Raw genomic sequence first — 26477 nt, forward strand, 5'->3', positions numbered from 1 at the left:
ACCGGGCCGCCCGGGCCGTGAAGCTCACCGCAGGCTGCGTACATCCAGGTGCCGCAGCACCCGGTCCACGACCTCCGGGTCCGCCCCCGCCTCGCTGCGCGCCGCCAGCACCTCGTGCCGCGCGGCGCTCAGCATCTCCCGCTGGATCCCGCGCACCCGCTTCAGCCGCCGCGCCCGCTGCCGGTGCGCCTCCCGCCGTTCGTCGTCGGCGAGGTCCGGGCTGATCCGCACCCCGATGTCGAAGGCGCTGCGCAGCATCTGCTCGGAGAGTTCCTCGGGCAGGTCCTCGACCTCCTCGATCTCCCGGAGCCTGCGCTTCGCCGCCCCGGCCGCCCGGACCGCGAGGTCGTGCTCGAACCGCTTCTCGCGGTCGGTGTCGGCCCGTACCCCGAGCCGTCCCACCAGCCACGGCAGGCTCAGCCCCTGGACCAGCAGGGTCGCCATGATCACACCGAACGCGATGAAGATGATCTCGCTCCGCCCGGGGAAGTCGCCCCCGGAGTCGGTCTCCAGCGGAATCGCCAGCGCCAGTGCGACGGAGGCGACGCCGCGCATTCCGGACCACCACATCACCACGGTCTCGCGCCAGCTCACCGGGATCTCCTCGGCGGTGTCCCGCGCGGCGTGCAGCCGCTGCGTCAGCCAGGTCGCCGGCAGCAGCCACACGAGCCGGACCAGGACGACCACGCCGACGATCACCGCGGCCCAGGTGAGCAGTTCGCCCCAGTGTCCGGCCGCGGTCCGCACCGCGTTGTGCAGTTCGAGTCCGACCAGTCCGAACGCGACCCCGGTGACCAGGGTGTCGACGATGTCCCAGAAGGCGTGCCCGGCGAGCCGGGTCATCACGTCGTCGGCGTCGGTGGCGTACTCGACGAGGAACAGCGCGGTGGTGAGCACGGCGAGCACGCCCGAGCCGTGCAGTTCCTCGGCGAGCACGTAGGAGGCGTACGGCACGAGCAGGCTCAGCCCGATCTGCAGGGTGGCGTCGCCGAGCAGGTCCATCAGCTTGTTGGCGCCCCAGCCCAGCGCGAGCCCGACCGCCACCGCCACCACGGCCGACAGCACCAGGTCGAGGCCGGCCGCCCAGACCGAGAAGGAACCGCTGACGGCGGCGGCGATCGCCACGTTGTAGAGCACGATCGCCGTGACGTCGTTGAACAGCCCTTCGCCCTCCAGGATCGACACCAGCCGGCGCGGCAGCCCCAGCTTCCCGGCGACGGCGGTCGCCGCGACCGGGTCGGGCGGTGCGACCAGCGCGCCGAGGGCCACGGCGGCGGCCAGCGGCAGCCCCGGCACGATCGCGTGGGCGACGGCGGCCACGCAGAGGGTGGTGACGAAGACCAGTGCCACCGCCAGCAGGAGGATCGGTCTGACGTTCGCGGCGAACTGGCGCCAGGAGGTCCGGCGTACGGCGGCGTAGAGCAGGGGCGGCAGCAGCAGCGGCAGGATCAGGTCCGGCGGGACGTCGATGTTCGGCACGAACTCCAGCAGCGCCAGGACGATCCCGAGGACCGTCATCAGCACCGGCGCCGGCAGCCTCAGCCGCTCCCCGACCGGGACGCTCACCACTGCCCCGAGCAGCAGCGCGAACAGCAGGGTCAACTGATTCACGGTCGGCACTCCGGGCGGATCGGCGAGCGGAAGGCGGACCTCCACCCTGCCACGCCGCCACCCTCACCCGGCTGTGCGCGGCCCCCGGCTACAGAACGCGCCGCATGGCCCGGTGCGGCATCCCCGCGTCCGGGAACTCGGGTCCGTAGGCCTCGTAGCCCAGCCGCTCGTAGAAGCCGAGGGCGTGGGTCTGCGCGTGCAGGTCGACGGCGGTGAGCCCCTTCTCACGGGCCGCCTCCTCGACGGCCCGCACCAGCGCGGCGCCGACGCCGAGGCCCCGCGCCCGCCGGGTCACCGCGAGCCGTCCCAGCGAGCCGACCGCCGGGTCGCCGCCGTTCTTCGCCGCGGCGGCCGCGCCGTGCAGCAGCCGGCCGGTGCCGAGCGGTGTGCCGTCCTGCCCGACCGCCAGCACGTGCACGGCGCCGGCGTCGTAGGAGTCGTACTCGACGTCCTCGGGGACGCCCTGCTCGGCGACGAAGACCTCCTTGCGGACCGCGAAGCACGCCTCCCGGTCGGCGGGTCCCTCCGCCACCCGGACCACGGGGGAGCCGCTCACGCGTAGGTCTCCTCGCGGACCTGGTCCAGGGCCTTCTGCAGGTCCTCCGGGTAGTCGCAGGAGAACTCCGCCCACTGCCCGTCGCCCGGGTGCTCGAAGCCCAGCCGTACGGCGTGCAGCCACTGGCGGGTGAGGTGGAGCCGCTTGGCGAGCGTCGGGTCGGCGCCGTAGGTCAGGTCGCCGACGCAGGGGTGCCGGTGGGCGGCCATGTGGACGCGGATCTGGTGGGTGCGGCCGGTCTCCAGCTTGACGTCCAGGAGGGAGGCGGCGCGGAAGGCCTCGATGAGGTCGTAGTGCGTGACGGACGGCTTGCCCTCGGCGGTGACCGCCCACTTGTAGTCGTGCTGCGGGTGCCGGCCGATGGGGGCGTCGATGGTGCCGCTGGTGGGGTCGGGGTGGCCCTGGACGAGCGTGTGGTAGCGCTTGTCGACCGTGCGCTCCTTGAACTGGCGCTTCAGCGACGTGTACGCGTACTCCGACTTGGCGACGACCATCAGGCCCGAGGTGCCGACGTCGAGGCGGTGCACGATGCCCTGGCGCTCGGCGGCGCCGGAGGTCGAGATGCGGTACCCCGCGGCGGCCAGCCCGCCGATCACGGTCGGGCCGGTCCAGCCCGGCGAGGGGTGGGCGGCGACGCCGACGGGCTTGACGATCACGACCACGTCGTCGTCGTCGTGCACGATCTCCATGCCCTCGACCGGTTCGGCGACGATCCGCACCGGCGCGGGGGCGCCCGGCATCTCCACCTCGAGCCAGGCGCCGCCGCTGACCCGCTCGGACTTGCCGACCACCGACCCGTCGACCGTGACCTTCCCCGCGGCGGCGAGCTCGGCCGCCTTGGTGCGGGAGAAGCCGAACATGCGGGAGATGGCGGCGTCGACGCGCTCGCCCTCCAGGCCGTCGGGCACGGGCAGGGTACGGATCTCGGGAATCGTGCTCACCCGTCGAGTATGCCGGACGGGCCGGGCGGCGCCGTACGCGCGTTCAGTCCTTGTGGACGGTGCCGTCCGGGTCCAGGCCCCGGAACGACAGCAGCACGATCAGGATGCCGCCGCACACGATCGCCGAGTCCGCCAGGTTGAACACGGCGAAGTGCTTGGGCGCGATGAAGTCGACCACCGCGCCCTCGAAGACGCCCGGGGAGCGGAAGATCCGGTCGGTGAGGTTGCCCAGGGCGCCGCCGAGCAGCAGGCCCAGCGCGATCGCCCAGGGCAGGCTGTAGAGCTTGCGGGCGAGGCGGATGATCACGACGATCACGACCGCGGCGATCACCGTGAAGATCACGGTGAAGGCCTCGCCGAAGCCGAAGGCCGCGCCCGCGTTGCGGATCGCCTCGAAGCGCAGCCAGTCCCCGACGATCTCGATGGGCTCCTGGTGCTCCAGCTCGGCCACCACGATCATCTTGCTGATCAGATCGAGGGCGTACGCGATCACGGCGACGGCGAACAGCACGGCGATCCGCCGCTTGCCGCGGGGCCCACCGGCCTCCTCCGCCGTCGCCCCGGTGCCGGTCCGCTCCTGCTCCTCCCGGTCCGCGTCCGGGGTGTCCGGCGTACCGATGATGCGCTCCGCCTCTGCCACGTGAGTCCCTCAACCTAGGTACCTGACTGAGCACGAGGGTACGGCACGCCCCGCGCGCCCGACGATCAGTACCGCCGCTCCTGCTTCTGCTTGCACTCGACGCAGAGGGTGGCCCTCGGGAAGGCCTGCATCCGGGCCTTGCCGATGGGGTTGCCGCAGTTCTCGCAGAGGCCGTAGGTCCCCGCGTCGAGGCGCTGCAGGGCGCGTTCGGACTGGGTGAGCATCTCGCGTGCGTTGGCGGCGAGCGCCAGCTCGTGCTCGCGGGTGATGTTCTTGGTGCCGGTGTCGGCGTCGTCGTCGCCCGCGCCGTCGCCGGAGTCCCGCATCAGGCCGGCCAGCGACTGCTCGGAGGAGGTGATCTCCTCGCCCAGCCGCAGCACCTCCGACATCAGCTCGGCCCGTGCCTCCTCGACCTCTTCCGTGGTCCAGGGCTCCTCGCCCGGACGCACCGCGAGCTCGCCCGGCTCCGCCGCGCCGATCCGGGCCTTGGGTACGGCGTTCTTCGCCGCCGTGGCCGTGCCAGGGGTCTTCTTCGCACCCACCGTGGTCACTCCCGTCTGCGCCGCGGCGTCGGCCGCGTCCGCGTCATCGGCCGCGCTGCGCCCGGCCACATCCTGAGGGGCCCCACCGGCCCCGACCGCGCCGTCCCCCGCTTCCCCGGCCGCCCGGCCCGCCGCCTTTCCGGCGGACGCGCGCCCGGTGGCCGCCTTCCGTGCGGCAGCCTTCTTCGCGGGTGTCCTCTTCGTCGTGGTCTTCCTGGCCGGTGCCTTCCCCGGCGGCGTGGACGCGGGTGTCTCGTCGTGGGGCGCGGCCTCGCCGGCCGGCGCCGTCTTCCGCGTCCGCTTCGCCGCGGCCGGCTTCTTCACGGCCGGGTTCGCCGTCGTGGGGTCCGGGTCCGCCGGATGCCCGCCGGATGCCGCCCGCGTCGCCGCGCTCCGCGCGGATCCCTGCCCGGCGCCACCGGCGGAAGCCGTTCCGGGTGTGCCGGACCGCGCCGAGTGCTGTACGGCGGTCTTCTTCGCCACCATGGCCGCGGCCCCTTCACATATTGAGATCTTGTACGCGAATCGTGCTGGGACGATAAATCGACTCGCGTCCCGCGGCAACGGGGCACACCGTCCGATTCCTCGCCCCGCGGACACCGCGCGGCGAACCTGCCTGCGTTGTGCCCAGCTCCCCGCCGGGTATGCCACCGGGGCCGAGGTACCCGAACGCGAGTCCGCACAGGGGGCCATTCGGGTCATGTCCGGACATAAAGGGGTCAACGGAAATCCGGTCGGCCGCCGTCCCCGCCGCGCCGTACACTGGGCGGAGCGAAAAGCGTGGATGGGGACGAGTAGCGGCGTACGCGGCCGAGAGCGACCCGGGGACGGTGTGAGCCCGGGGGCGAGCGCGACGTGAAGATCACCCCGGAGCCGCCGGAGGAAAGCCGCGGCAGCGGCGAGTAGAACCGGCATCGCGACCCCAATGAGGGGGCTCACCGGAGCACACGACGCACCGGGGGGCCAAGGAGGGTGGTACCGCGGGAGCGCGCCGAAGACGGCGCAGGGATCGACACAGCTCTCGTCCCTCCGGACGGAAGGCAGCAAGTCCGCCGGAGGAAGCCCGCTGATGACAACGCCGACGTACCGCCAGGTACCCGCCCAGGTCGACCTGCCCGCCCTCGAGCACGCCGTGCTCGAGTTCTGGCGCGAGCAGAAGATCTTCGCCAAGAGCCTGGAGCAGTCCGAGGGCCGCCCCGAATGGGTGTTCTACGAGGGCCCGCCCACCGCCAACGGCATGCCCGGCGCCCACCACATCGAGGCCCGCGTCTTCAAGGACGTCTTCCCCCGCTTCCGCACCATGCGCGGCTACCACGTGGCCCGCAAGGCGGGCTGGGACTGCCACGGCCTCCCGGTGGAGCTGGCCGTCGAGAAGGAGCTCGGCTTCTCCGGCAAGCAGGACATCGAGGCGTACGGCATCGCCGAGTTCAACGCCAGGTGCCGCGAGTCGGTGACCCGGCACACCGACGCCTTCGAAGAGCTCACCACCCGGATGGGCTACTGGGCCGACCTCCAGGACCCGTACCGGACGATGGACCCCGAGTACATCGAGTCCGTCTGGTGGTCGCTGAAGGAGATCTTCGGCAAGGGCCTGCTGGTCCAGGACCACCGCGTCGCCCCCTGGTGCCCCCGCTGCGGCACCGGCCTGTCCGACCACGAGCTGGCGCAGGGCTACGAGACGGTCGTCGACCCGTCCGTCTACGTCCGCTTCCCGCTCACCTCCGGCCCGCTGGCCGGCGAGGCCGCGCTGCTGGTGTGGACGACCACCCCGTGGACCCTGGTCTCCAACACGGCGGTCGCCGCGCACCCCGAGGTCACCTACGTCGTCGCCACCGACGGCCGGGAGAAGATCGTCGTCGCCGAGCCGCTCGTCGCCAAGGCGCTCGGCGAGGGCTGGGAGACCACCGGCCAGTCCTTCACCGGCGCGGAGATGGAGCGCTGGACGTACCGGCGGCCGTTCGAGCTGGTGGAGTTCCCCGCCGAGGCCCACTACGTGGTGAACGCCGAGTACGTCACCACCGAGGACGGCACGGGTCTGGTCCACCAGTCCCCCGCCTTCGGTGAGGACGACCTCAAGGTCTGCCGCTCCTACGGCCTGCCCGTCGTCAACCCGGTCCGCCCCGACGGCACCTTCGAGGAGGACGTGCCCCTGGTCGGCGGCGTCTTCTTCAAGAAGGCCGACGAGAAGCTCACCGCCGACCTCGACGCGCGCGGCCTGCTCTTCCGGCACGTCCCGTACGAGCACAGCTACCCGCACTGCTGGCGCTGCCACACGGCGCTGCTGTACTACGCGCAGCCGTCCTGGTACATCCGCACCACCGCGGTCAAGGACCGTCTGCTCGAGGAGAACGAGAACACCAACTGGTTCCCCGACACGGTCAAGCACGGCCGCTACGGCGACTGGCTGAACAACAACATCGACTGGGCGCTGTCCCGCAACCGCTACTGGGGCACCCCGCTGCCGATCTGGCGCTGCGAGGACGACCACCTCACCTGCGTCGGCTCGCTCACCGAGCTGACCGAGCTGACCGGGTCCGACCAGTCGGGCCTCGACCCGCACCGCCCGTACATCGACGAGGTCACCTTCGCCTGCCCGCAGGACGGCTGCGGCCGCACGGCCACCCGTGTGCCCGAGGTCATCGACGCCTGGTACGACTCGGGTTCGATGCCGTTCGCGCAGTGGGGCTACCCGTACAAGAACAAGGAGCTCTTCGAGGCCCGCTACCCGGCGCAGTTCATCTGCGAGGCCATCGACCAGACCCGCGGCTGGTTCTACACGCTGATGGCGGTCGGCACCCTGGTCTTCGACAAGTCGTCGTACGAGAACGTGGTCTGCCTCGGCCACATCCTCGCCGAGGACGGCCGCAAGATGTCCAAGCACCTGGGCAACATCCTGCAGCCGATCCCGCTGATGGACCAGCACGGCGCGGACGCGGTGCGCTGGTTCATGGCGGCCGGCGGCTCCCCGTGGGCGGCCCGCAGGGTGGGCCACGGCACCATCCAGGAGGTCGTCCGCAAGACGCTGCTGACGTACTGGAACACGGTCGCCTTCCAGGCCCTGTACGCCCGCACCTCGGACTGGGCGCCGAGCGCGGCCGACCCGGCCCCGGCCGACCGTCCGGTGCTCGACCGCTGGCTCCTGTCCGAACTGCACGCGCTCACCGACCAGGTGACCCGGGCACTGGACTCCTACGACACCCAGCGCGCCGGCAAGCTGCTCTCCGCGTTCGTCGACGACCTGTCCAACTGGTACGTCCGCCGCTCGCGCCGCCGCTTCTGGCAGGGCGACAAGGCCGCGCTGCGCACCCTGCACGAGGTCGTGGAGACGGTGACCAAGCTGATGGCGCCGCTCACCCCGTTCATCACCGAGCGGGTGTGGCAGGACCTGATCGTCCCGGTCACCCCGGGCGCCCCGGAGTCGGTGCACCTGTCCTCCTGGCCGGAGGCGGACCTGTCCGCGATCGACCCGGAGCTGTCGAAGCAGATGGTGCTGGTCCGCCGGCTCGTGGAGCTGGGCCGCGCCACGCGCGCGGAGTCGGGGGTGAAGACCCGCCAGCCGCTGAGGCGCGCGCTGATCGCGGCGGGCGGTTTCGGCACCCTCGACGCCGAACTGCACGCGCAGATCACGGAGGAGCTGAACGTCGAGTCGCTGGCGTCGCTGTCCGAGGTGGGCGGTTCGCTGGTGGACACCACGGCGAAGGCCAACTTCCGCGCGCTCGGCAAGCGGTTCGGCAAGCGCGTCCAGGACGTGGCGAAGGCGATCGCGAACGCGGACGCCGCCGCGCTGTCCCTGGCACTGCGCGAGGGCACGGCCTCGGTGGAGGTCGACGGCGAGACGATCACCCTCGCCCCGGACGAGGTGATCGTCACGGAGACCCCGCGCGAGGGCTGGTCGGTGGCGTCCGACGCCGGTGCGACGGTCGCCCTGGACCTGGAGATCACCGAGGAGCTGCGCCGCGCGGGCCTGGCCCGTGACGCGATCCGGCTGATCCAGGAGGCCCGCAAGAACAGCGGCCTCGACGTGGCCGACCGGATCGCCCTGCGCTGGACCGCCACCGACCCGGCGGCCATCGCCGCCCTGGCGGAACACGCGGAACTGATCGCCGACGAGGTACTGGCGACGGACTTCGCCCAGGGCGAGGCGGACGACACCTACGGCGCCCCGTTCTCGGACGAGGGCCTGTCCCTGACGTTCCGCCTGCGCAAGGCGTAGGGCACGGGGCCGGGAGGCCCTTCCCCGCACGAAGGCCCGGGTCCGCCAAGACGCTTGGCGGACCCGGGCCTTCGGCGTCGCGGGCGCCGGACATCACGCCCAGGTGCGAACAAGCAGCGCATATACCGTGAACACGCGTAGCGAAAGGGCGGGGCCCCGGGTTGGTGAACCCGGGGCCCCGCCCTGAACGCTGCCGACCGCTACGCCGTACTCATGGCCACAGGGCCGTCAGTTGTCGTCCTCGTCGATGAGGAACCCGCGCATCGGCGAGGGCGCCTGCCCCATCGGGGACGGCCCCTGCGGACGCACCGGCGCCATCGGCTGGGTCATCGCCGGCTGCATCTGCTGCTGGCCGCCGTAGGACGGACCGGACGGGCCGCCGGGACCGCCACCCATGCCCTGGTTGCCGCCGTAGGACGGCGCACCGGCACCGGCCGGAGCCATCGAGGGCGCCGGGGACGGCGGCAGCGACGGAGCGGCGCTCGCGGGCTGGCGCGGCGGGGCGAGCGAGTCGTCCGCCTGGGTCTCCAGCTGACGCAGCTGCGACTCCAGGTAGGACTTCAGCCGCGTGCGGTACTCGCGCTCGAAGCCGCGCAGGTCCTCGACCTTGCGCTCCAGCGTGGCGCGGGCGGACTCCAGGGAGCCCATCGCGACGCGGTGCTTCTCCTGCGCGTCCCGCTCCAGGGCGTCGGCCTTGGCACGGGCGTCCCGCTCGAGACCCTCGGCACGCGAACGCGCCTCGCCCACGATCTTGTTGGCCTCGGAACGGGCCTCCGCGATCGCCTGGTCGGCGGTCTGCTGGGCCAGCGACAGAACGCGCGCGGCGCTGTCGCCACCGGGACCGCCCTGACCGGGGCCGCCCATCGGGCCACCCTGACCGGGACCGCCCATGGGGCCGCCCATCGGACCGCCCATCGGGCCGCCGGGGCCCATCTGCCCCTGCATCGGGCCGCCCTGGCCCATCGGGCCGGGACCCTGACCCATCGGCCCGGGACCCTGGCCCATGGGGCCGGGACCCTGCGGGCCGCCCTGTCCGCCGGGGCCGGCGGGCAGCTGGGGAGCACCGCTCGGCAGCTGGGGCGGGCCACCCATGGGGCCACCCATCTGCTGCTGCGGCGGGCCCGATATGCCGGCGGGCACCGGAGCGCCGGGACCTCGCATGCCCTGCTGGGGCATCCCCTGCTGGGGCATGCCCTGGGGCGGGCCCTGCTGTTGCTGCTGGTCCTGTGGCTCAGGAGGCTTGCGCATGTTCTGCTGGTTCTGGGCGGCGGCGCGCGTGGCCGCGGCCAGCTTGGCGCGCAGGTCCTCGTTCTCGCGCAGCAGGCGCGTCAGTTCGGCTTCGACCTCGTCGAGGAAGGCATCGACCTCGTCCTCGTCATAGCCTTCTCGGAGGCGGACGGTCGTGAACTGCTTGTTCCGCACGTCCTCGGGGGTCAACGGCATCTCTTCACCTCAACGTAGTCATCGGCAGTCGGCAAGACCGTATCGTCCACAGTCACCTCGCGAGATTGCCCACGATCGAGATCAGGATGTAGACGATGATCATCAGGACGAAGAAGGACAGGTCGAGCGCCACGCCCCCGAGACGCAGCGGCGGGATGAACCGCCGCAGAAGCTTCAGCGGTGGATCGGTGACAGTGTAGGTGGCCTCCAGGACGACCACCATCGCCTTGCCGGGTTGCCACGAGCGGGCGAACTGGAACACGTAATCCATGACCAAACGGAAGATCAGCACGATGAGGAACACCATCAGCGCGATGTAGATCACCTGCGCGAACACGCTCATGGTCTGTTTTTCCCTCTCCCCTGTACCGCTCTTGATCCGGTCCTGCGTCTCAGCTCTGGTTGAAGAACCCGCCCTCTGCGATGCGGGCCTTGTCCTCCGCCGTGACATCGACGTTAGCAGGAGACAGCAGGAACACCTTCTGCGTCACCCGCTCGATGCTGCCGTGGAGACCGAACACCAGACCGGCCGCAAAGTCGACAAGTCGCTTCGCGTCCGTGTCGTCCATCTCGGTCAGATTCATGATCACCGGAGTGCCCTCACGGAAGTGTTCCCCGATGGTACGGGCCTCGTTGTAGGTCCGGGGGTGAAGCGTGGTGATCCGGTAAGGCTCTCGTTCCGACACGACCTTGGGCATGATCACCGGTGCGTTCTTCTCCAGGCTGGCGCGTTCTTGTGTGATGGATGCCACGGGCGCGATGCGCGCCGGGCGCGGCGATTCCGCGGGGAGCGAAGCGGCTCGGGCGACCGGCTCGCGCGGCGCGGGAGGATGTGCGACTCGTACCTCTTCGTCCCTTTGGGACTGATGTGATCCATGTGACTGGTGCGGCGGCTCGTGCCGCCGGTGGTCCCGCTCGGGCTCCGGGTCGAGTTCGGGTTCGAAGTCGTCGTCTGGGTCGAATCCGCGGCCGTCGTACCCGTCGTCCTCCACGAGGCCGAGGTAGACCGCCATCTTGCGCATCGCGCCGGCCATGCTCCTAGTCCTCCGCTCTGTGGTGGATCCGCTGACGACCGCCAAGTGCCCGCGATCCACTAGGTCTTTATGTCCGCTGTTCGGCGGAACTGACCATATTTTCTGCTGTGGTCCGACTTCCTGGCGACGTTACCCGAGCCTGGGGCGGACTCCGAGTACCGCACTGCCGACGCGCACATGTGTCGCTCCGGCGGCCACGGCCTGTTCGAGGTCCGCACTCATGCCTGCCGAGACCATGTTCGCAGTCGGATGGGTCCGGCGCAGGTCGGTCGACAAATCCATCAACCGCCCGAACGCCGCCTGTTCGCGCCCCGCGTACTCGCCGGTCAGCGGGGCTACGGTCATCAGCCCGCCGAGCCGCAGCCCCTCGGAGCGCGCGATCAGCCCGGCCAACTCCGCGACGCCGCCGGGCGCCACGCCTCCGCGCTCGCCCCTGCCGCCCTCGCCGGCGTCGAGCGCCACCTGGATCAGACAGCCGATCTCGCGGCCGGCCCGCACGGCCTCCTTGGAGAGGGCCGTCACCAGCCGGGAACGGTCGACGGACTGCACGAAGTCGGCGTAACCGACCACCGAACGGACCTTGTTGGTCTGAAGTTGACCGACGAAGTGCCAGGTGAGCGGCAGATCCGCGCAGGCGGCGGCCTTGGGGGCGGCGTCCTGGTCGCGGTTCTCGGCGACATGGCGCACCCCGAGTTCCGCCAGGGCGCGCACGTCGTCCGCGGGGTAGGTCTTGGTGACCACGACGAGGGTGACCTCCTCGCGCGCGCGTCCTGCGGCGGCGCACGCGGCGGCGATCCGCTCCTCCACTCTCGCCAGGTTCGCGGCGAGTTCGTCCTTACGGTCCGTCATGCCCCATCAGTCCAGCCACACATAGCCCGCGAGCCGCCCGGTGGTGCGGTCGCGGCGGTACGAGAAGTGATCCGCCGACTCCAGCGTGCACACCGGCGACTGCTGCCGGTCGCGCACCCCGAGCCGTTCCAGCTGCGCCCGCACGCCCGCGCCCACGTCGACCGACGGGGTGCCCCAGCCGGTCTCGGCGTGCGCCGCCGGCTCGACGGCGGCCACCTCGGCGCGCATCGTCTCCGGCACCTCGTAGCAACGGCCGCAGACGGCGGGCCCGGTACGGGCGACGATCCTGGCCGGGTCGGCGCCGAGCCCGGTCATGGCCCGTACGGCGGCCGGGACCACCCCGGCCACCAGCCCGGGCCGGCCCGCGTGGGCCGCGGCGACGACCCCGGCGACGGGGTCGGCGAGCAGCACCGGCACGCAGTCGGCGGTGAGCACGGCGAGGGCGAGCCCGCGCCGCGCGGTGACGATCGCGTCCACCTCGGGGACCGGGTTCCCGCCCCAGGGTTCGTCGACGACGACCGCGTCGGCCCCGTGCACCTGGTTCATCCAGACCACCCGGGCCGGGTCCACGCCGAGTGACGTGGCGGCGAGTTCGCGGTTGGCGCGTACGGCGCCTGGCTCGTCGCCGACGGCTCCGCCGAGGTTGAGCTCCGCATAAGGAGCGGCGCTCACCCCGCCCCACCGGTCGGTGAAGGCGAAGTGCGCGCCGCTCACGCTCTCGCGCTGTCCTATCACTTCAGGAAGTCCGGTACGTCCAGTTCCTCGGCCGCGCTGTCGTAGGTCCGCGACGGCGGGACCGGGGGCTGGGGGGCCGGGATTTCGCGCACCGGCTCCGGCGCCACCGGCTCCGGGTCCTCCTTCGGCGTGACGCTGCCGAGCGAGCCGAAGGACGGACGGCTCTCCGGCTGGCGGGCCGGGGCGGGCTCCTCGCGCTTGGCCGAGGAGGAGCCGAGGACGTTGTCCCGCTTGGAGGGCGGCTGGCCGCCGTCGAAGCCGGCGGCGATCACGGTGACCCGCACCTCGTCGCCGAGGGCGTCGTCGATCACCGCGCCGAAGATGATGTTGGCCTCGGGGTGGGCGGCCTCGCTGACCAGCTGTGCGGCCTCGTTGATCTCGAACAGACCGAGGTCGGAACCGCCGGAGATGGAGAGCAGCACGCCGCGGGCGCCGTCGATGGAGGCTTCGAGCAGCGGCGAGGAGATGGCCATCTCGGCCGCCGCCACCGCGCGGTCGTCGCCGCGGGCGGAACCGATGCCCATGAGGGCCGAACCGGCCTCGGACATGACCGACTTGACGTCGGCGAAGTCCAGGTTGATCAGGCCGGGCGTGGTGATCAGGTCGGTGATGCCCTGCACACCGGAGAGCAGCACCTGGTCCGCCGACTTGAAGGCGTCGAGAACCGAGACCTGGCGGTCCGAGATGGACAGCAGCCGGTCGTTCGGGATCACGATGAGGGTGTCGACCTCTTCGCGGAGCTCGGCGATGCCGTCCTCGGCCTGGTTGGCGCGGCGCCGGCCCTCGAAGGTGAACGGGCGGGTGACCACACCGATGGTGAGGGCGCCGAGCGAGCGGGCGATGTTGGCCACCACGGGCGCGCCGCCGGTGCCGGTGCCGCCGCCCTCGCCGGCCGTGACGAAGACCATGTCGGCCCCCTTGAGGACCTCCTCGATCTCCTCGCGGTGGTCCTCGGCGGCCTTGCGGCCGACGGCCGGGTTGGCTCCGGCGCCGAGTCCGCGGGTGAGTTCCCGGCCGACGTCGAGCTTGACGTCGGCGTCGCTCATCAACAGGGCTTGCGCGTCGGTGTTGATGGCGATGAACTCGACGCCCTTGAGACCGACCTCGATCATCCGGTTGATGGCATTGACACCACCGCCGCCGACACCGATGACTTTGATGACTGCGAGGTAGTTCTGCGGTGCTGCCACGTCGAAGGCCTCTCGCCTCGAGTTACGTGTCGCCCGACCGCTGAAGCACTGATGCCTTCGCGATCCGACGACTGATGCCGAATGGGACGGTCCGTAGCGCCGACCCGAACCCTAACGTTGAAGTTTAGGGTTACCAGTGTGTCTGTTCCCTGGAGTCTTCTGAACAGGACACTAAGTCGACAAGTGGCGCCCGTTCAACGAACACGCCGAACCTCCCGTTTTTCTTTTCACCCTATGTGATCAGCCATAGCGGTGCCCAACCAGGGTGCTGGCCTGCGCTGATGTGCGTCAACTCCCTGATGACGCCGGGGCCGTGGGAACGCTGACGTCGAAGTGTCGCGCGCCGGGCTCCGCTTTCATCAGCGCGGTGAGAGTACGGCTCTTCCGGGCGCCCTTCTCACTGCTTCCCCAGGCGACCGTGCGGCCGTCGGCCAACTCCAGCGAGATGTCGTCATAGGAACGGACCTTGACGCTGCGGGTGGCCCGCGCCACGGTGGCCGGAATCGCGCCGGCCACCCGCACCGCCTCACGCGTCAGCCGGTCCTCGTCGAAGCGGCGCAGACTCGCCGCCGCGGAGCCGGTGCGGGAGACGGTCAATTCAAGAGCGGGCACGCCTTTCGGCGCCTTGGAGACCGTGGCGAACCGGACACCGTCGTCGTCCACTTCGACGAACTTCCCGCCTTTGCGGACGAGGAGAACCGGGGTCCGTTCCGTCACCTTCAAGGTGATCTCGTGCGGCCAGTCGCGCACCACGTCGACCGTGTCGATGCGGGGCAGGGCGGCGGAAAGCCGCGCCTCGATCGCATCGGTGTCGACCGAAACCAGCTGTTCTCCCAGGGGGACCTCGGCGGCCCGGCGCACCTGTTCGGCGGTCAGCACGCCGGTTCCGGACACCGACACGCGCTCCACCCGCACCAGGTCCGACCCGTAGAGCAGCCAGAAGGCGCCGCTGCCGAGGAACACCAGGGCGACGGCCAGAACGATGATCAGACGAAGTTGTCGTCGTTTGAACCGCCGGGCGGGCGGCGGGCCGGACGACTCCCGCTTGCGTTCACCACGCTCGGCGGTGGTCGATCCGGCCATGCTGCCTGCCCTCCGTCATGCGCCTCTAGCGGTGCGTACGGGCGGCGATCGCCTCGTACACCATGCCGACGAGCAGGTCGTCGGCGTCCCGGCGGCCGAACTCGGCGGCGGCGCGGGACATCTCGTACAGCCGGTGCGGATCGGCGAGCACGGGCAGCACGTTCTGCTGCACCCACTCGGGCGTCAGCTCCGCGTCGTCGACCAGCAGTCCGCCGCCGGCCTTGACCACCGGCTGGGCGTTGAGCCGCTGTTCGCCGTTGCCGATGGGCAGCGGGACGTAGGCGGCCGGGAGCCCGACGGCGGAGAGTTCGGCGACGGTCATCGCGCCCGCGCGGCAGAGCATCATGTCGGCCGCGGCGTACGCGAGGTCCATCCGGTCCAGGTAACTTACCGGGATGTACGGGGGCATCCCCGGCATCTGGTGCACCTGCGGCAGTTCGTTCTTCGGGCCGACCGCGTGCAGGATCTGGATCCCGGCCTGCTGCAGCCACGGAGCGACCTGCTGGACGACCTCGTTGAGCCGCCGGGCGCCCTGCGAGCCGCCGGAGACCAGCAGCGTGGGCAGGTTGGGGTCGAGGCCGAACGCGGCGCGGGCCTCGGGGCGTACGGCGGCCCGGTCGAGGGTGGAGACGGAGCGGCGCAGCGGGATGCCGATGTAGCGGGAGTTGCGCAGCTTGCTGTCGGGCGTGGAGACGGCGACCTGCGCGGCGTACCGGGAGCCGATCTTGTTGGCCAGTCCGGGCCGGGCGTTGGCCTCGTGGATCACGATCGGCACACCGAGCCGCTTGGCCGCGAGATAGCCGGGCAGGGCCACATAGCCGCCGAAGCCGACCACGGCGTCCGCCTTGGTGCGCTCCAGGATCTGCTCGGCCGCCTTGATGGTGCCGCGCAGCCGGCCCGGGACGGTGATCAGCTCGGGGGTGGGCTTGCGTGGCAGCGGCACGGCGGGGATCAGCGCCAGTTCGTACCCGCGCTCGGGTACGAGACGGGTCTCCAGGCCTCGCTCCGTCCCCAGGGCCGTGATGCCCACGGTCGGATCCTGCCTGCGCAGGGCGTCCGCGAGGGCGAGCGCGGGCTCGATGTGGCCCGCGGTTCCTCCGCCGGCGAGTACGACATGCACCGAAATTCACCGCTCTCCGGACGAACGCGCCACCGGGGCGCGCCGTCGCATCGTGTTCCATCTCCGGGGCCGCTGTGAACCCCCGTTCCGCTTTTTACCAAAGCGGGGTTGCCGCATGGCAAGCGCCATCCGTGCAGCGGGGTCCTCACGCGCGAAGGCGATCAGCAGCCCGATGGCGAACATGGTCGGCAGCAGGGCGGATCCCCCGTAGGAGAACAGCGGGAGCGGGACTCCGGCGATCGGCAGCAAGCCGAGCACCGCACCGATGTTGATCACGGCCTGGGCCGTGATCCAGGTGGTCACGCCTCCCGCGGCATACCTGACGAAGGGGTCCTCCGTGCGTCCGGCCACGCGGATACCCGCATAGCCTAGAGCCGCGAACAGGGCGAGCACCGACAGCGTCCCCGCCAGACCCAGTTCCTCACCGGTGACGGCGAAGATGAAGTCCGTGTGCGCTTCCGGGAGTTGGCCCCATTTCTCCACACTCGCCCCGAGTCCGGATCCGAAGATGCCGCCGGAGGCGAGGGCGTAGATCCCGTGCACGGCCTGCCAGCAGTCGACCGGCCCCGACTGGGGTTCGGTGGCGCCGAGGCAGGCGAGCCGGGCCATGCGGTTGGGGCTGGTGCGGATCAGGAACACGCCGATCAGCGCGGCGACCGAGAGCACCCCCACGAACAGCCGCGTGGGCGCCCCCGCGAGCCACAGCAGGCCGAACAGGATCGCCGTGAGGATGATCGCCGTACCCATGTCGCCGCCGAGCATGATCAGGCCGAGCAGCATCAGGGCGGCCGGGACCAGCGGCACCAGCATGTGCTTCCACTGGGAGAGCAGCCGTCTGTCCTGTTTGCGGGCGAGCAGATCGGCGCCCCACAGCACCAGCGCCAGCTTGCCGAACTCGCTGGGCTGGATCTGGAAGGAGCCGCCGAGGGCGATCCAGTTCTGGTTTCCGTTGACCGCCACCCCTATCCCCGGCACCTGCACCAGGGCCATCAGGAAGACGGCGCCCGCGAGGATCGGGTAGGCCAGCGCGCGGTGCAGCCTCACCGGCATCCGGGAGGCCGCCAGCAGCAGTACGCCGCCGATCGCGGCGGCCAGCAACTGTTTGCGGAAGAAGTACGAGCCCGGCAGCGACATCTGCAGCGCCGTGATCTGGGAGGCCGAGTAGACCATCACCAGACCGAGCACGGTGATCAGCAGACTGCCGCCGAGGATCAGGTAGTACGCGGTCAGCGGCCGGTCCCAAGCCTTGCGCGCCCGGATGTACAGGGTGCGCACGGGGTTGTCGCGGGGCCCGGGCACGGCGGGACCGCGCACGGCCCGCCGCACGGGCGGGCGGCCGGTACGGCTACTGGGCATCCGGGCCTCCGCTGTACGCCGTCGACGGTCCCACGCGTCCCTCCCAAGGTCGCCCGGCACCAGGCGGTCCGGGGTCAGGCGCCGAGCTCGCGCACCGCCTGGGCGAACGCGTCACCGCGCTTGTTGTAGTTGGCGAACATGTCCATCGAGGCGCAGGCCGGGGCCAGCAGCACCGTGTCGCCGGGCCGTGCCAGCCGCTGGGCCTCCTGGACTGCCTGGAGCATCGCCCCAGTGTCGGTCCGGTCGAGGTCGACGACGGGTACCTCCGGGGCGTGTCGCGCGAGGGCTTCGCGGATCAGGGCCCGGTCCCGGCCGATCAGCACGGCGCCGCGCAGCCGCTTCGCCGCGCCGCCGACCAGCTCGTCGAAGGTGGCGCCCTTGGCGAGCCCGCCGGCGATCCACACGATCGAGTCGTAGGCGGCCAACGAGGCTTCCGCGGCGTGGGTGTTGGTGGCCTTGGAGTCGTCGATCCACGTGACGCCGTCCACGTCGGCGACGTGCGCGATGCGATGGGCGTCCGGGGTGAAGGCCCGCAGGCCGTCCCGTACGGCGCTCGCCGGCACCCCGTAGGCCCGCGCGAGGGCCGCCGCGGCAAGGGCGTTGGCGATGTTGTGCGGGGCGGGCGGGTTCACGTCCGAGACCTCGGCGAGCTCCTGGGCGTTGCGCTGCCGGTTCTCGACGAAGGCGCGGTCGACCAGGATGCCCTCCACGACGCCGAGTTGGGAGGGGCCCGGGGCGCCGAGGGTGAAGCCCACGGCGCGGCAGCCCTCCTCCACGTCGGCTTCGCGGACCAGGTCCTCGGTGGAGGGCTTGCCGGTGGCGTCCGCGTTGTAGACGCAGGCGACGCGGTTGCCCTCGTAGACGCGGCCCTTGTCCCTGGCGTACGCCTCCATGGAGCCGTGCCAGTCGAGGTGGTCGGGGGCGAGGTTCAGCACGGCCGCCGAGTGGGCGCGCAGGGACGGCGCCCAGTGGAGCTGGTAGCTGGACAGCTCCACGGCGAGCACGTCGTACGGCTCCTCGCCGAGCACCGCGTCGAGGAGGGAGACGCCGATGTTGCCGACGGCGGCGGTGCGCAGTCCGGCCGCCTCCAGGATGGAGGCGAGCATCTGGACGGTCGTGGTCTTGCCGTTGGTGCCGGTGACCGCGAGCCACGGGGCCGCGTCGGGGCCGCGCAGCCGCCAGGCGAGTTCGACGTCGCCCCACACCGGCACCCCGGCCCGGTCCGCCGCGGCGAACAGCGGCTTGTCAGGCCTCCAGCCGGGGGCCGTGACGATCAGCTCGGTGCCGTCGGGCAGGGTTTCGCCGTCACCGAGGCGGACGGTGACGCCGAGCGCCTCCAGTTCGGCGGCCTGCTCGCGCGCCCGCGCGTCGTCGCCGTCGTTGACGACGGTGACCTCCGCGCCGAGCCCGTGCAGCGCCCTGGCCGCCGGTACGCCGGAGACGCCGAGTCCGGCGACGGTGACGTGCTTGCCCTGCCAGTCGGTCACTTGTCCGCTGCCCATCCCGCGTAGAAGAGACCCAGTCCGACGATCACACAGATGCCCTGGATGATCCAGAAGCGGACCACCACAAGGACTTCGGACCAGCCTTTGAGTTCGAAGTGATGCTGGAGCGGCGCCATCCGGAAGACCCGCTTCCCGGTGAGCCGGAAGGAGCCGACCTGGATGACCACCGACATGGTGATGAGGACGAACAGACCGCCCAGGATGGCGAGCAGCAGCTCGGTGCGGGAGCAGATCGCGAGGCCCGCGAGCACGCCGCCGAGCGCCAGCGAACCGGTGTCGCCCATGAAGATCTTGGCCGGGGAGGTGTTCCACCACAGGAAGCCGAGGCAGGAACCCATCAGCGCGGAGGCGACGACCGCGAGGTCCAGCGGGTCGCGCACCTCGTAACAGGCGCCCGGGTTGGTCAGGGTGTCGCCGTTGGCGCAGGACTCCTGGAACTGCCAGACGCCGATGAAGGTGTAGGCGCCGAAGACGAGCACGGAGGCGCCGGTGGCGAGGCCGTCCAGACCGTCGGTCAGGTTCACGCCGTTCGACATGGCGAGGATCATGAACAGCGCCCAGACGACGAACAGCACCGGGCCGATGGTCCAGCCGAAGTCCGTGATGAACGACAGCTTCGTGGAGGCCGGGGTCTGCCCGCGGGAGTCCGCGAACTGGAGCGACAGCACCGCGAAGCCGATGCCGACGATCAGCTGGCCGGCCATCTTCGCCTTGGCCCGCAGACCCAGCGAACGCCGCTTGACGATCTTGATGTAGTCGTCCAGGAAGCCGACCATGCCCATGCCGACCATGAGGCCGAGCACCAACAGCCCGGAGAAGGTCGGGGGTTTACCGGTGATGACCTTGGACAGGAAGTAGGCGGCGAGCGTCGCCAGGATGAAGGCGATGCCACCCATCGTCGGCGTACCGCGCTTGCTGGCGTGCTCGCGCGGGCCGTCGTCGCGGATGTACTGCCCGTACCCCTTGCGGGCGAGCAGTTTGATCAGCAGCGGAGTGCCGATCAGGGTGAGGAAGAGACCAATGACTCCTGCGAACAGGATCTGATTCATCATCGGGCGGCGACCTCACCCTCGGCACCGGTCTCGAGCAGCGCCTGCGCCACGCTCTCGAGCCCGACCGAACGGGATGCCTTCACGAGTACGACATCCCCCGGGCGCAATTCGCTGCGCAACAGGTCGACCGCCGCCTGTGCGTCGGACACGTGCACCGACTCCTCACCCCACGAACCCTCGTTATATGCGCCCAGTTGCAGCCAGGCGGCTTCCCTGCCCCCGACCGCGACGAGCTTGCTGACGTTGAGCCGGACGGCGAGCCGTCCGACCGCGTCGTGCTCGGCGAGCGCCTCGTCCCCGAGCTCGGCCATCTTGCCGAGCACCGCCCACGTACGACGCCCCTTGCCCATGGCCACCAGCGCGCGCAGCGCTGCCTTCATGGATTCGGGGTTCGCGTTGTAGGCGTCGTTGACGACCGTCACGCCGTCCGGCCGCTCGGTGACCTCCATGCGCCAGCGGGAGAGGGAGCCCGCCTCGGAGAGCGCGCGGGCGATCTCGTCTGCGGACATGCCCAACTCGTGGGCGACGGCGGCCGCGGCGAGCGCGTTCGACACGTGATGCTCACCGTACAGGCGCATGGTCACATCGGATGCACCGGAGGGTGTGTGAAGCCTGAAGGAAGGCTGTCCGCTGTCCGTGAGTCGCACGTTCTCGGCCCGAACGTCCGCTTCGCCGGACTCTCCGAAAAGGATCACCTTCGCCTTCGTACGGGACGCCATGGCCCTTACGAGGGGGTCGTCCGCGTTGAGGACCGCGGCGCCGCCCTCCTCGGCCGGCGGCAGCGACTCCACCAACTCGCCCTTGGCCTGGGCGATCTGCTCCCGGCCGCCGAACTCGCCGATGTGGGCGGAGCCGACGTTCAGGACCAGGCCGACCTTCGGCGGGGTCAGACCGGTGAGGTAGCGGATGTGGCCGATTCCGCGCGCTCCCATCTCCAGCACGAGGAACTTCGTCTCCTCGGTGGCGGTGAGCGCGGTGAGCGGCAGCCCGATCTCGTTGTTGAGCGAGCCGGGGGTGAAGACGGTCGGCGCGGCCCGCTGCAGGACCTGCGCGATGAGGTCCTTGGTGCTGGTCTTGCCGGCCGAGCCGGTGAGCGCGACGAGCGTGGTCCCGAGCCTGCCGACGACGTACCGGGCGAGGGCCCCGAGGGCCGCCTGGACGTCCTCCACGACGATCGCGGGCACCCCCACGGGCCGCGAGGCGAGCACGGCGACCGCGCCCGCCCCGACGACCCGGGCCGCGAAGTCGTGGCCGTCCACGCGCTCGCCGACGAAGGCGACGAACAGGCTGCCCGGACCCGCCTCCCGCGAGTCCCTGACGACCGGTCCGGTGACCTGGACGGACGGGTCCGGTATGTCGTGCGTCTGCCCGCCGACGACTTCTGCGATCTCGGCGAGGGAGAGGGCGATCACAAGTTCATCCCTGGGTCTTCTTGATGGCTTCCCGAAGCACCTGGCGGTCGTCGAAGGGACGCACCACCCCGGCGATGTCCTGGCCCTGCTCGTGGCCCTTGCCGGCGACCAGCACGGTGTCGCCGGGCTGCGCCCGGGCGACGGCGGCGGCGATCGCGGCGGCCCGGTCCTCGAAGACCTGCACCTCGCCGCGCTCGTGGGCGGGCACGGTGGCGGCGCCGTGGAGCATGGTGGCGAGGATCGACAGGGGGTCCTCGGAGCGGGGGTTGTCGGAGGTCAGTACGGCGGTGTCGGCGAGCCGCGCGGCGGCGGCGCCCATGGGCGCCCGCTTGGTCTTGTCCCGGTCGCCGCCGCAGCCGAGCACCACGTGCACCCGGCCCTCGGTGACCTTGCGCAGGGCGCGCAGCACGGACTCCACGGCGTCGGTCTTGTGGGCGTAGTCCACCACCGCCAGGTACGGCTGCCCGGCGTCCACCCGCTCCAGCCTGCCCGGCACGCCCGGCACGGCGGCGACGCCGTCGGCGGCGGCCTGCGGGTCGAGTCCGGCGACGGCCAGGGCGACGATCGCGGCCAGGGTGTTGGCCACGTTGAACGGGCCCGGCAGCGGCGACCGGGCGGCGATCCGCTCGCCCTTGGGGCCGACCACGGTGAACGTCGAGTCCATCGTGCCGACCTCGACGTCCTCGGCGCGCCAGTCGGCGTCGGGGTGGCCCTCGGCGGAGTAGGTGACGACCGGGACGCCGGCCTCCTTGGCGAGCCGGCGGCCGTACTCGTCGTCGGCGTTGACCACGCCGAGTCTGCCGCGTTCCGGCGTGAACAGCTGCGCCTTGGCCCGGAAGTAGTCCTCCATGTCGGAGTGGAACTCCATGTGTTCCGGGCTGAGGTTGGTGAAGACGCCGATGTCGAAGACGCAGCCGTCGACCCGGCCGAGGACCAGGGCGTGGCTGGAGACCTCCATGGCGACCGCGTCGGTGCCGCGCTCGCGCATGACGGCGAACAGGGCCTGCAGGTCGGTGGCCTCGGGCGTGGTGCGCTCGGACTTGATGCGCTCGTCGCCGATGCGCATCTCCACCGTGCCGATGAGTCCCGTGCTGTGGACGGTCCGCAGACCGCCCTCGACGAGGTAGGCGGTGGTGGTCTTGCCGGAGGTGCCGGTGATGCCGATCTGGAGCAGGTCGCGGCCCGGGTGGCCGTAGATGGTCGCCGCCAGTTCACCCATCCGCGCGCGCGGGTCGTCGACCACCAGCGCCGGCAGCCCGGCCGCGGCGACGCGTTCGGCGCCTGCCGGGTCGGTCAGCACCGCGACGGCGCCGAGGCCGGCGGCCTGGGTGACGAAGTCGGCGCCGTGGGCGCGGGCGCCCGGGAGGGCGGCGTACAGGTCACCGGGGCGGACGGCGCGCGAGTCATGGGTGATGCCCGTGACCTCGGCCGTCTGCTCCGGCGCGGCGACACCCAGCTGACCGGAGAGTTCCGCGAGCGGTGTGGCGGAGACCTGGACCGGCCGGGGCGGTCCCGGATATGTCACGGGGTGGCCCTTCTGAGTGGTTTGGGGCTGATCAGCTTGTGGCACGGCGGTGAGCGTACCGGGCGTACCGGCCCGGGGGCCAAGTGAGGTGCGGGGGGCGCTGTGGTTCCCGGGATCGGGGGTGATCGTTGTCACGGGGTGGTTCCTGGTGGCTCGGTGCTCGGTACTTGTCAGGGTTTGAAGGTGACCGGGAGGGCGGCGGGTGCGGCGCCGGTCGGCGGCACCTGGAGGGTCTTCAGGGCGAACTCCATGACCTGCTTGTACACGGGTCCGCAGATCTGGCCGCCGAAGTAGCTGCCCTCGGTGGCGTTCTGGATGGCGCAGTAGACGGTGATCCTGGGCTTGTCGGCGGGGGCGAAACCGGCGAAGGACGAGGTGTAGCCGTGGTACTTGCCGGTGGCCGGATCCACCCGGTTCGCCGTACCCGTCTTGCCCGCCACCCGGTAGCCCGGGATGCGCGCCTTGGTGCCGGTGCCCTCCTCGTCGTCGACGACCGACTCCAGCATCCTGGCGAGCGTCTTCGCCGTCTTCTCGCTGACGACCCGGGTCCTCTCCGGCTCCGGGGCGGGTGTGAAGCGTCCGTCGGGACCCTTGGAGCCGCGCACCAGGGTGGGTTCGACGCGGACGCCGCCGTTGGCGATGGTGGAGTACACGGACGCGGCCTGCATGGCGTTGATGGAGACGCCCTGGCCGAAAGGGATCGTGTACTGCTGCGAGGTGGACCAGTCGCCCGGCGCCGCGAGGATGCCCTTGGTCTCCCCGGGGAAGCCGAGCCCGGTCTGGCTGCCGAGGCCGAACCTGCGCAGGTAGTCGTAGAGCACCTTGTTGGCCTGGGCCTGGGTCTTGCCGAGCTGGCCGGTGGCGAGGATGGTGCCGATGTTGCTGGACTTGGCGAGTACGCCGTTGAGCGTCAGGTACCAGGTCGGGTGGTCGATGTCGTCCTTGAACAGCCGGTCGCCGCGGTGCAGCCGGTTGGGCACGACGACGTGCGTCCCGGGGGTGGCGGCGTTCTCCTCGAGGACCGCCGCCATGGACAGCACCTTGGCGGTGGAGCCGGGCTCGAAGGCGTCCTGCAGGGCCGCGTTGCCGAGCGCCTCCGGGTCGGCCTCGGACAGGTCGTTGGGGTCGAAGCCGGGCGCGTTGGCCATGGCGAGGACCTCGCCGGTGCGGGTGTCCTGGACGATGACGTAGCCGCGGTCCGCCCGGGACTCCTCCACCTGCTCGCTGATGGCGTTCTGCGCGGCCCACTGGATGTCGCGGTCGATGGTGAGCTCGACGTCGCTGCCGGGCACGGCCGGGGTCCCGCTGGAGCCCGCGGTCGGCACGAGACGGCCGCCGGACTGGGCGTAGCGGATCTTGCCGTCCTCGCCGGCCAGCCGCTTCTCGAGCTGGAGCTCGACGCCGCCGCCGCCCCGGCCCTCGGCGTTGACCCAGCCCAGTATCCCGGCGGCGAGCTCGCTGTTCGGGTACACCCGCTTGCTGGTGGGCACGGCGAGGACGCCGGCCAGGACGTTGGCGGTGGCCCCCTCGGCCCCGGACTGCTTGGCGAGCGTGGCCTTCAGGTCCTTGATCTGCTTCCACACCTGCGGCGTCTGGCGGCCGGCCAGCTTGACGTAGCGCAGCGCCTCGTTCTCCGGCCGCAGCTTCCTGACCAGATCGTCCTGGTCCTGCCCGAGGATCGGGGCGAGGAGGGCGGCGGCCTGCTCGGGGCCGTCGGGGATCTTCAGCTCGTCCGGGGCGAACAGGGTGGGGTCGGCGGTGATGTCGTAGGCGTCCTCGCTGGTCGCCAGGGCCACGCCGTGGCGGTCGGTGATCTCACCGCGTTCGGCGGCCAGCACCTGGCCGACGTAGCGGTTCTGGTCGGCCTTGGCGGCGTAGGTGCTCGCGTCGACGGCCTGCACCTGGAACAGGCGTACGACGAAGGCGAGCATGACCAGGGTGAGGGCGAACCCGATCAGGCGCAGCCGGGGGCGCGGACTGCCCAGCCGGATGACCTTCGGCGGCGCGGGCCGGGGGCCGGCGGGCCTCCGGGCCGGGCGGGCGCCGGGGCCGGGGCGCTGTCCGGTGCCCGGGCGGACGGGCCTGGCGGGGCCGGGCACCCGGCGACGGGGCGGTTCCCTGTCGGACACTTCCGTCACCTGCCGGGGGTCGACGCGGAGGAGGGCGTGGGGGCGGCGTCCGCCGGGTCCGGCGCTGTGGTGGGCGGCGGGACGGTCGCGGTGGCCAGCGCCTCGGGGGCGAGGACCAGGGGGGCGCGGACGGCGGCGGCCGGGCTGGGGACGCCCTTGACCTTGCCGTCGGGGCCGAGGAAGGCGGGGTCGCCGCCGGGCACCATGCCGAGCTCGCGGGCGCGGCGCTGGAGGGCGTCGGGCGCGGCGTAGGCGTCGATGTCCCGCTGCAGGGCCTGTTCCTCGTCGGTGAGGTTCTTGGTCTCCTGCTGGAGGTCGTCGAGCTGGAAGGCGCCCTCGCTGAGGGCGGAGTTCAGCACCAGGAGGCCGATCAGACCGCCGCCGAGGAGCACGACGACGAGCAGGACGAAGGGGGTGCGCGCCGCCTGGGCCCGCCCGGTGGGCAGCAGCCTGGCGAGCCGGGCCGCCCTCCCCCTCAGCTCGGGTCGCCCCTTCAGTTCGGGTTTCCTACTCACTCACGCTCCCCTGAGTTCGCTCGTCCCACCCGTACGCCCGGCCGGTCACCGGCTCACCCGACGTCCTCCCGGATCCGCTCGGCGCCGCGCAGCCGCGCGGGGGCCGCGCGCCGGTTCTCGGCGATCTCCTCCTCGGTGGGAAGTTCGGCACCGCGCGTGAGCAGCTTGAGCCGGGGCTGGTACTGCTCGGGAACGACCGGGAGGCCGGGCGGGGCGGTGGTGGCGGCGCCCGCCGCGAACACCTGCTTGACGAGCCGGTCCTCCAGGGAGTGGTACGACAGCACGGCGATCCGCCCGCCGACGCCGAGGGCCTTCACGGCCGCCGGGATCGCCCGCTCCAGCACCGACAGTTCGCCGTTGACCTCGATCCGCAGCGCCTGGAAGGTGCGCTTGGCCGGGTTGCCGCCGGTGCGCTTGGCGGCCTGCGGCAGCGCGTCGCGGATCAGCTCGACCAGGCGGGCGCTGTTGGTGAACGGCTCCTTCTCGCGTTCGCGCACGATCGCGGACACGATGCGCTTGGCCTGCTTCTCCTCGCCGTAGGCGCGCAGGATGCGGACGAGTTCGCCGGGCGGGTAGGTGTTGAGGACCTCGGCGGCGCTGACACCGGTCGTCTGGTCCATGCGCATGTCGAGGGGGGCGTCCTGGGCGTAGGCGAAGCCGCGGCCGGCCTCGTCGAGCTGCATGGAGGACACCCCGAGGTCGAACAGGACGCCCTGCGCGCGGGCGATGCCGAGCCGGCCGAGCACGTCGGGGAGCTCGTCGTAGACGGCGTGCACCAGGGTGGCCCGGTCGCCGAAGGGTGCGAGCCGCTCGCCGGACAGGCGCAGCGCCTCCTTGTCGCGGTCCAGGGCGACGAGCCGCGCCTCGGGGAACCGCCGGAGCAGGGCCTCGCTGTGGCCGCCGAGACCGAGGGTGCAGTCGACCACCACCGCTCCGGGCCCCTCCAGGGCGGGCGCCAGCAGGTCCAGACACCGCTGGAGCATCACCGGAACGTGTCGACTCTGGCTCAACTGGCCCTCTCAGGTC

22 protein-coding genes are annotated in these 26477 nt (G+C 71.6%); 1 reads left to right on the top strand and 21 read right to left on the bottom strand.

Going from position 1 to position 26477, the window contains the following annotated elements; translation table 11 throughout:
• Positions 1–24 precede the first annotated feature (24 nt).
• From CNQ36_RS09255 to CNQ36_RS09275, 5 genes are all read right to left on the bottom strand, one after another.
• On the bottom strand, positions 25–1611 hold the full coding sequence (locus tag CNQ36_RS09255; RefSeq protein WP_040908786.1) for a Na+/H+ antiporter: 1587 nt from the start codon (positions 1609–1611) through the stop codon (positions 25–27).
• An 88-nt stretch (positions 1612–1699) separates the two neighbouring features.
• Positions 1700–2167 carry a GNAT family N-acetyltransferase gene (locus CNQ36_RS09260; RefSeq protein WP_004932355.1) on the bottom strand — a complete coding sequence of 156 codons (468 nt, stop codon included), beginning with the start codon at positions 2165–2167 and terminating at the stop codon, positions 1700–1702.
• Entirely contained in the window at positions 2164–3108 is a 945-nt protein-coding gene (locus CNQ36_RS09265; RefSeq protein WP_004932353.1) for an RluA family pseudouridine synthase, read from the bottom strand. The genes CNQ36_RS09260 and CNQ36_RS09265 overlap by 4 nt, the downstream gene beginning before the upstream one ends.
• A gap of 43 nt (positions 3109–3151) precedes the next feature.
• Positions 3152–3748: a signal peptidase II gene (lspA, locus tag CNQ36_RS09270; protein WP_121545632.1), complete on the bottom strand. Its 597-nt coding sequence runs from the start codon at positions 3746–3748 to the stop codon at positions 3152–3154.
• A gap of 65 nt (positions 3749–3813) precedes the next feature.
• Positions 3814–4776, bottom strand: coding sequence for a TraR/DksA family transcriptional regulator (locus CNQ36_RS09275; RefSeq protein WP_163013224.1), 963 nt, complete (start codon positions 4774–4776; stop codon positions 3814–3816).
• 583 nt (positions 4777–5359) lie between these two features.
• On the opposite strand from CNQ36_RS09275, the gene ileS reads away from it, so the two are divergent.
• Positions 5360–8503 (top strand): isoleucine--tRNA ligase, encoded by a 3144-nt coding sequence (ileS, locus tag CNQ36_RS09285; RefSeq protein WP_121545633.1) that lies wholly within the window; start codon positions 5360–5362, stop codon positions 8501–8503.
• A gap of 228 nt (positions 8504–8731) precedes the next feature.
• On the opposite strand, the gene CNQ36_RS09290 is transcribed toward ileS, so the two are convergent.
• The 16 genes from CNQ36_RS09290 to rsmH form a co-directional block, all read right to left on the bottom strand.
• The gene (locus CNQ36_RS09290; RefSeq protein WP_004932340.1) at positions 8732–9946 is read right to left on the bottom strand and encodes a DivIVA domain-containing protein; all 1215 of its coding nucleotides are present in this window, start codon (positions 9944–9946) and stop codon (positions 8732–8734) included.
• A gap of 52 nt (positions 9947–9998) precedes the next feature.
• Entirely contained in the window at positions 9999–10289 is a 291-nt protein-coding gene (locus CNQ36_RS09295) for a YggT family protein (protein ID WP_004932337.1), read from the bottom strand.
• A gap of 49 nt (positions 10290–10338) precedes the next feature.
• A complete protein-coding gene (locus tag CNQ36_RS09300; RefSeq protein ID WP_004932332.1) occupies positions 10339–10980 on the bottom strand; it encodes a cell division protein SepF in 642 nt (213 codons plus the stop codon).
• 129 nt (positions 10981–11109) lie between these two features.
• Positions 11110–11829 (bottom strand): YggS family pyridoxal phosphate-dependent enzyme, encoded by a 720-nt coding sequence (locus CNQ36_RS09305; protein WP_004932330.1) that lies wholly within the window; start codon positions 11827–11829, stop codon positions 11110–11112.
• Positions 11830–11835: 6 nt separating this feature from the next.
• Positions 11836–12564 (bottom strand): peptidoglycan editing factor PgeF, encoded by a 729-nt coding sequence (pgeF, locus tag CNQ36_RS09310; protein WP_121545634.1) that lies wholly within the window; start codon positions 12562–12564, stop codon positions 11836–11838.
• Positions 12561–13754: a cell division protein FtsZ gene (ftsZ, locus tag CNQ36_RS09315; protein ID WP_121545635.1), complete on the bottom strand. Its 1194-nt coding sequence runs from the start codon at positions 13752–13754 to the stop codon at positions 12561–12563. Before ftsZ ends, pgeF begins: the two co-directional genes overlap by 4 nt.
• Positions 13755–14042: 288 nt before the next feature.
• Positions 14043–14837, bottom strand: coding sequence for a cell division protein FtsQ/DivIB (locus CNQ36_RS09320; protein ID WP_121545636.1), 795 nt, complete (start codon positions 14835–14837; stop codon positions 14043–14045).
• 25 nt (positions 14838–14862) lie between these two features.
• Entirely contained in the window at positions 14863–15957 is a 1095-nt protein-coding gene (gene murG / locus CNQ36_RS09325; RefSeq protein ID WP_004932316.1) for an undecaprenyldiphospho-muramoylpentapeptide beta-N-acetylglucosaminyltransferase, read from the bottom strand.
• Between the two features lie 6 nt (positions 15958–15963).
• Positions 15964–17313 (bottom strand): putative lipid II flippase FtsW, encoded by a 1350-nt coding sequence (gene ftsW / locus CNQ36_RS09330; RefSeq protein ID WP_004932313.1) that lies wholly within the window; start codon positions 17311–17313, stop codon positions 15964–15966.
• A 74-nt stretch (positions 17314–17387) separates the two neighbouring features.
• Complete coding sequence (murD, locus tag CNQ36_RS09335) at positions 17388–18815, bottom strand: UDP-N-acetylmuramoyl-L-alanine--D-glutamate ligase (protein WP_121545637.1); 1428 nt, start codon at positions 18813–18815, stop codon at positions 17388–17390.
• Positions 18797–19870: a phospho-N-acetylmuramoyl-pentapeptide-transferase gene (gene mraY, locus CNQ36_RS09340; protein WP_004932308.1), complete on the bottom strand. Its 1074-nt coding sequence runs from the start codon at positions 19868–19870 to the stop codon at positions 18797–18799. Before mraY ends, murD begins: the two co-directional genes overlap by 19 nt.
• Positions 19867–21282 (bottom strand): UDP-N-acetylmuramoyl-tripeptide--D-alanyl-D-alanine ligase, encoded by a 1416-nt coding sequence (locus tag CNQ36_RS09345; protein ID WP_121545638.1) that lies wholly within the window; start codon positions 21280–21282, stop codon positions 19867–19869. The genes mraY and CNQ36_RS09345 overlap by 4 nt, the downstream gene beginning before the upstream one ends.
• Before the next feature lie 4 nt (positions 21283–21286).
• A complete protein-coding gene (locus CNQ36_RS09350) occupies positions 21287–22807 on the bottom strand; it encodes a UDP-N-acetylmuramoyl-L-alanyl-D-glutamate--2,6-diaminopimelate ligase (protein ID WP_121545639.1) in 1521 nt (506 codons plus the stop codon).
• Between the two features lie 170 nt (positions 22808–22977).
• Complete coding sequence (locus CNQ36_RS09355; RefSeq protein ID WP_276315068.1) at positions 22978–24936, bottom strand: peptidoglycan D,D-transpeptidase FtsI family protein; 1959 nt, start codon at positions 24934–24936, stop codon at positions 22978–22980.
• A gap of 5 nt (positions 24937–24941) precedes the next feature.
• Positions 24942–25451, bottom strand: a complete 510-nt coding sequence (gene ftsL / locus CNQ36_RS09360) for a cell division protein FtsL (protein ID WP_228312936.1) — start codon at positions 25449–25451, stop codon at positions 24942–24944.
• Positions 25452–25504: 53 nt separating this feature from the next.
• A complete protein-coding gene (rsmH, locus tag CNQ36_RS09365) occupies positions 25505–26461 on the bottom strand; it encodes a 16S rRNA (cytosine(1402)-N(4))-methyltransferase RsmH (RefSeq protein ID WP_121545641.1) in 957 nt (318 codons plus the stop codon).
• Positions 26462–26477 lie beyond the last annotated feature (16 nt).

This window comes from Streptomyces fungicidicus (genome assembly GCF_003665435.1).
Classification (GTDB): Bacteria; Actinomycetota; Actinomycetes; order Streptomycetales; family Streptomycetaceae; genus Streptomyces; species Streptomyces fungicidicus.

What these genes read in the sequence shown, in the direction of transcription:
- CNQ36_RS09300 (WP_004932332.1), bottom strand. Translation starts at nt 10,980, where the DNA reads ATGGCCGGCGCGATGCGCAAGATGGCGGTCTACCTCGGCCTCGTGGAG.
- ileS (WP_121545633.1), top strand. Translation starts at nt 5,360, where the DNA reads ATGACAACGCCGACGTACCGCCAGGTACCCGCCCAGGTCGACCTGCCC.
- CNQ36_RS09290 (WP_004932340.1), bottom strand. Translation starts at nt 9,946, where the DNA reads ATGCCGTTGACCCCCGAGGACGTGCGGAACAAGCAGTTCACGACCGTC.
- CNQ36_RS09295 (WP_004932337.1), bottom strand. Translation starts at nt 10,289, where the DNA reads ATGAGCGTGTTCGCGCAGGTGATCTACATCGCGCTGATGGTGTTCCTC.
- CNQ36_RS09305 (WP_004932330.1), bottom strand. Translation starts at nt 11,829, where the DNA reads ATGACGGACCGTAAGGACGAACTCGCCGCGAACCTGGCGAGAGTGGAG.
- murD (WP_121545637.1), bottom strand. Translation starts at nt 18,815, where the DNA reads ATGGGCAGCGGACAAGTGACCGACTGGCAGGGCAAGCACGTCACCGTC.
- ftsW (WP_004932313.1), bottom strand. Translation starts at nt 17,313, where the DNA reads ATGCCCAGTAGCCGTACCGGCCGCCCGCCCGTGCGGCGGGCCGTGCGC.
- CNQ36_RS09275 (WP_163013224.1), bottom strand. Translation starts at nt 4,776, where the DNA reads ATGGTGGCGAAGAAGACCGCCGTACAGCACTCGGCGCGGTCCGGCACA.
- CNQ36_RS09320 (WP_121545636.1), bottom strand. Translation starts at nt 14,837, where the DNA reads ATGGCCGGATCGACCACCGCCGAGCGTGGTGAACGCAAGCGGGAGTCG.
- mraY (WP_004932308.1), bottom strand. Translation starts at nt 19,870, where the DNA reads ATGATGAATCAGATCCTGTTCGCAGGAGTCATTGGTCTCTTCCTCACC.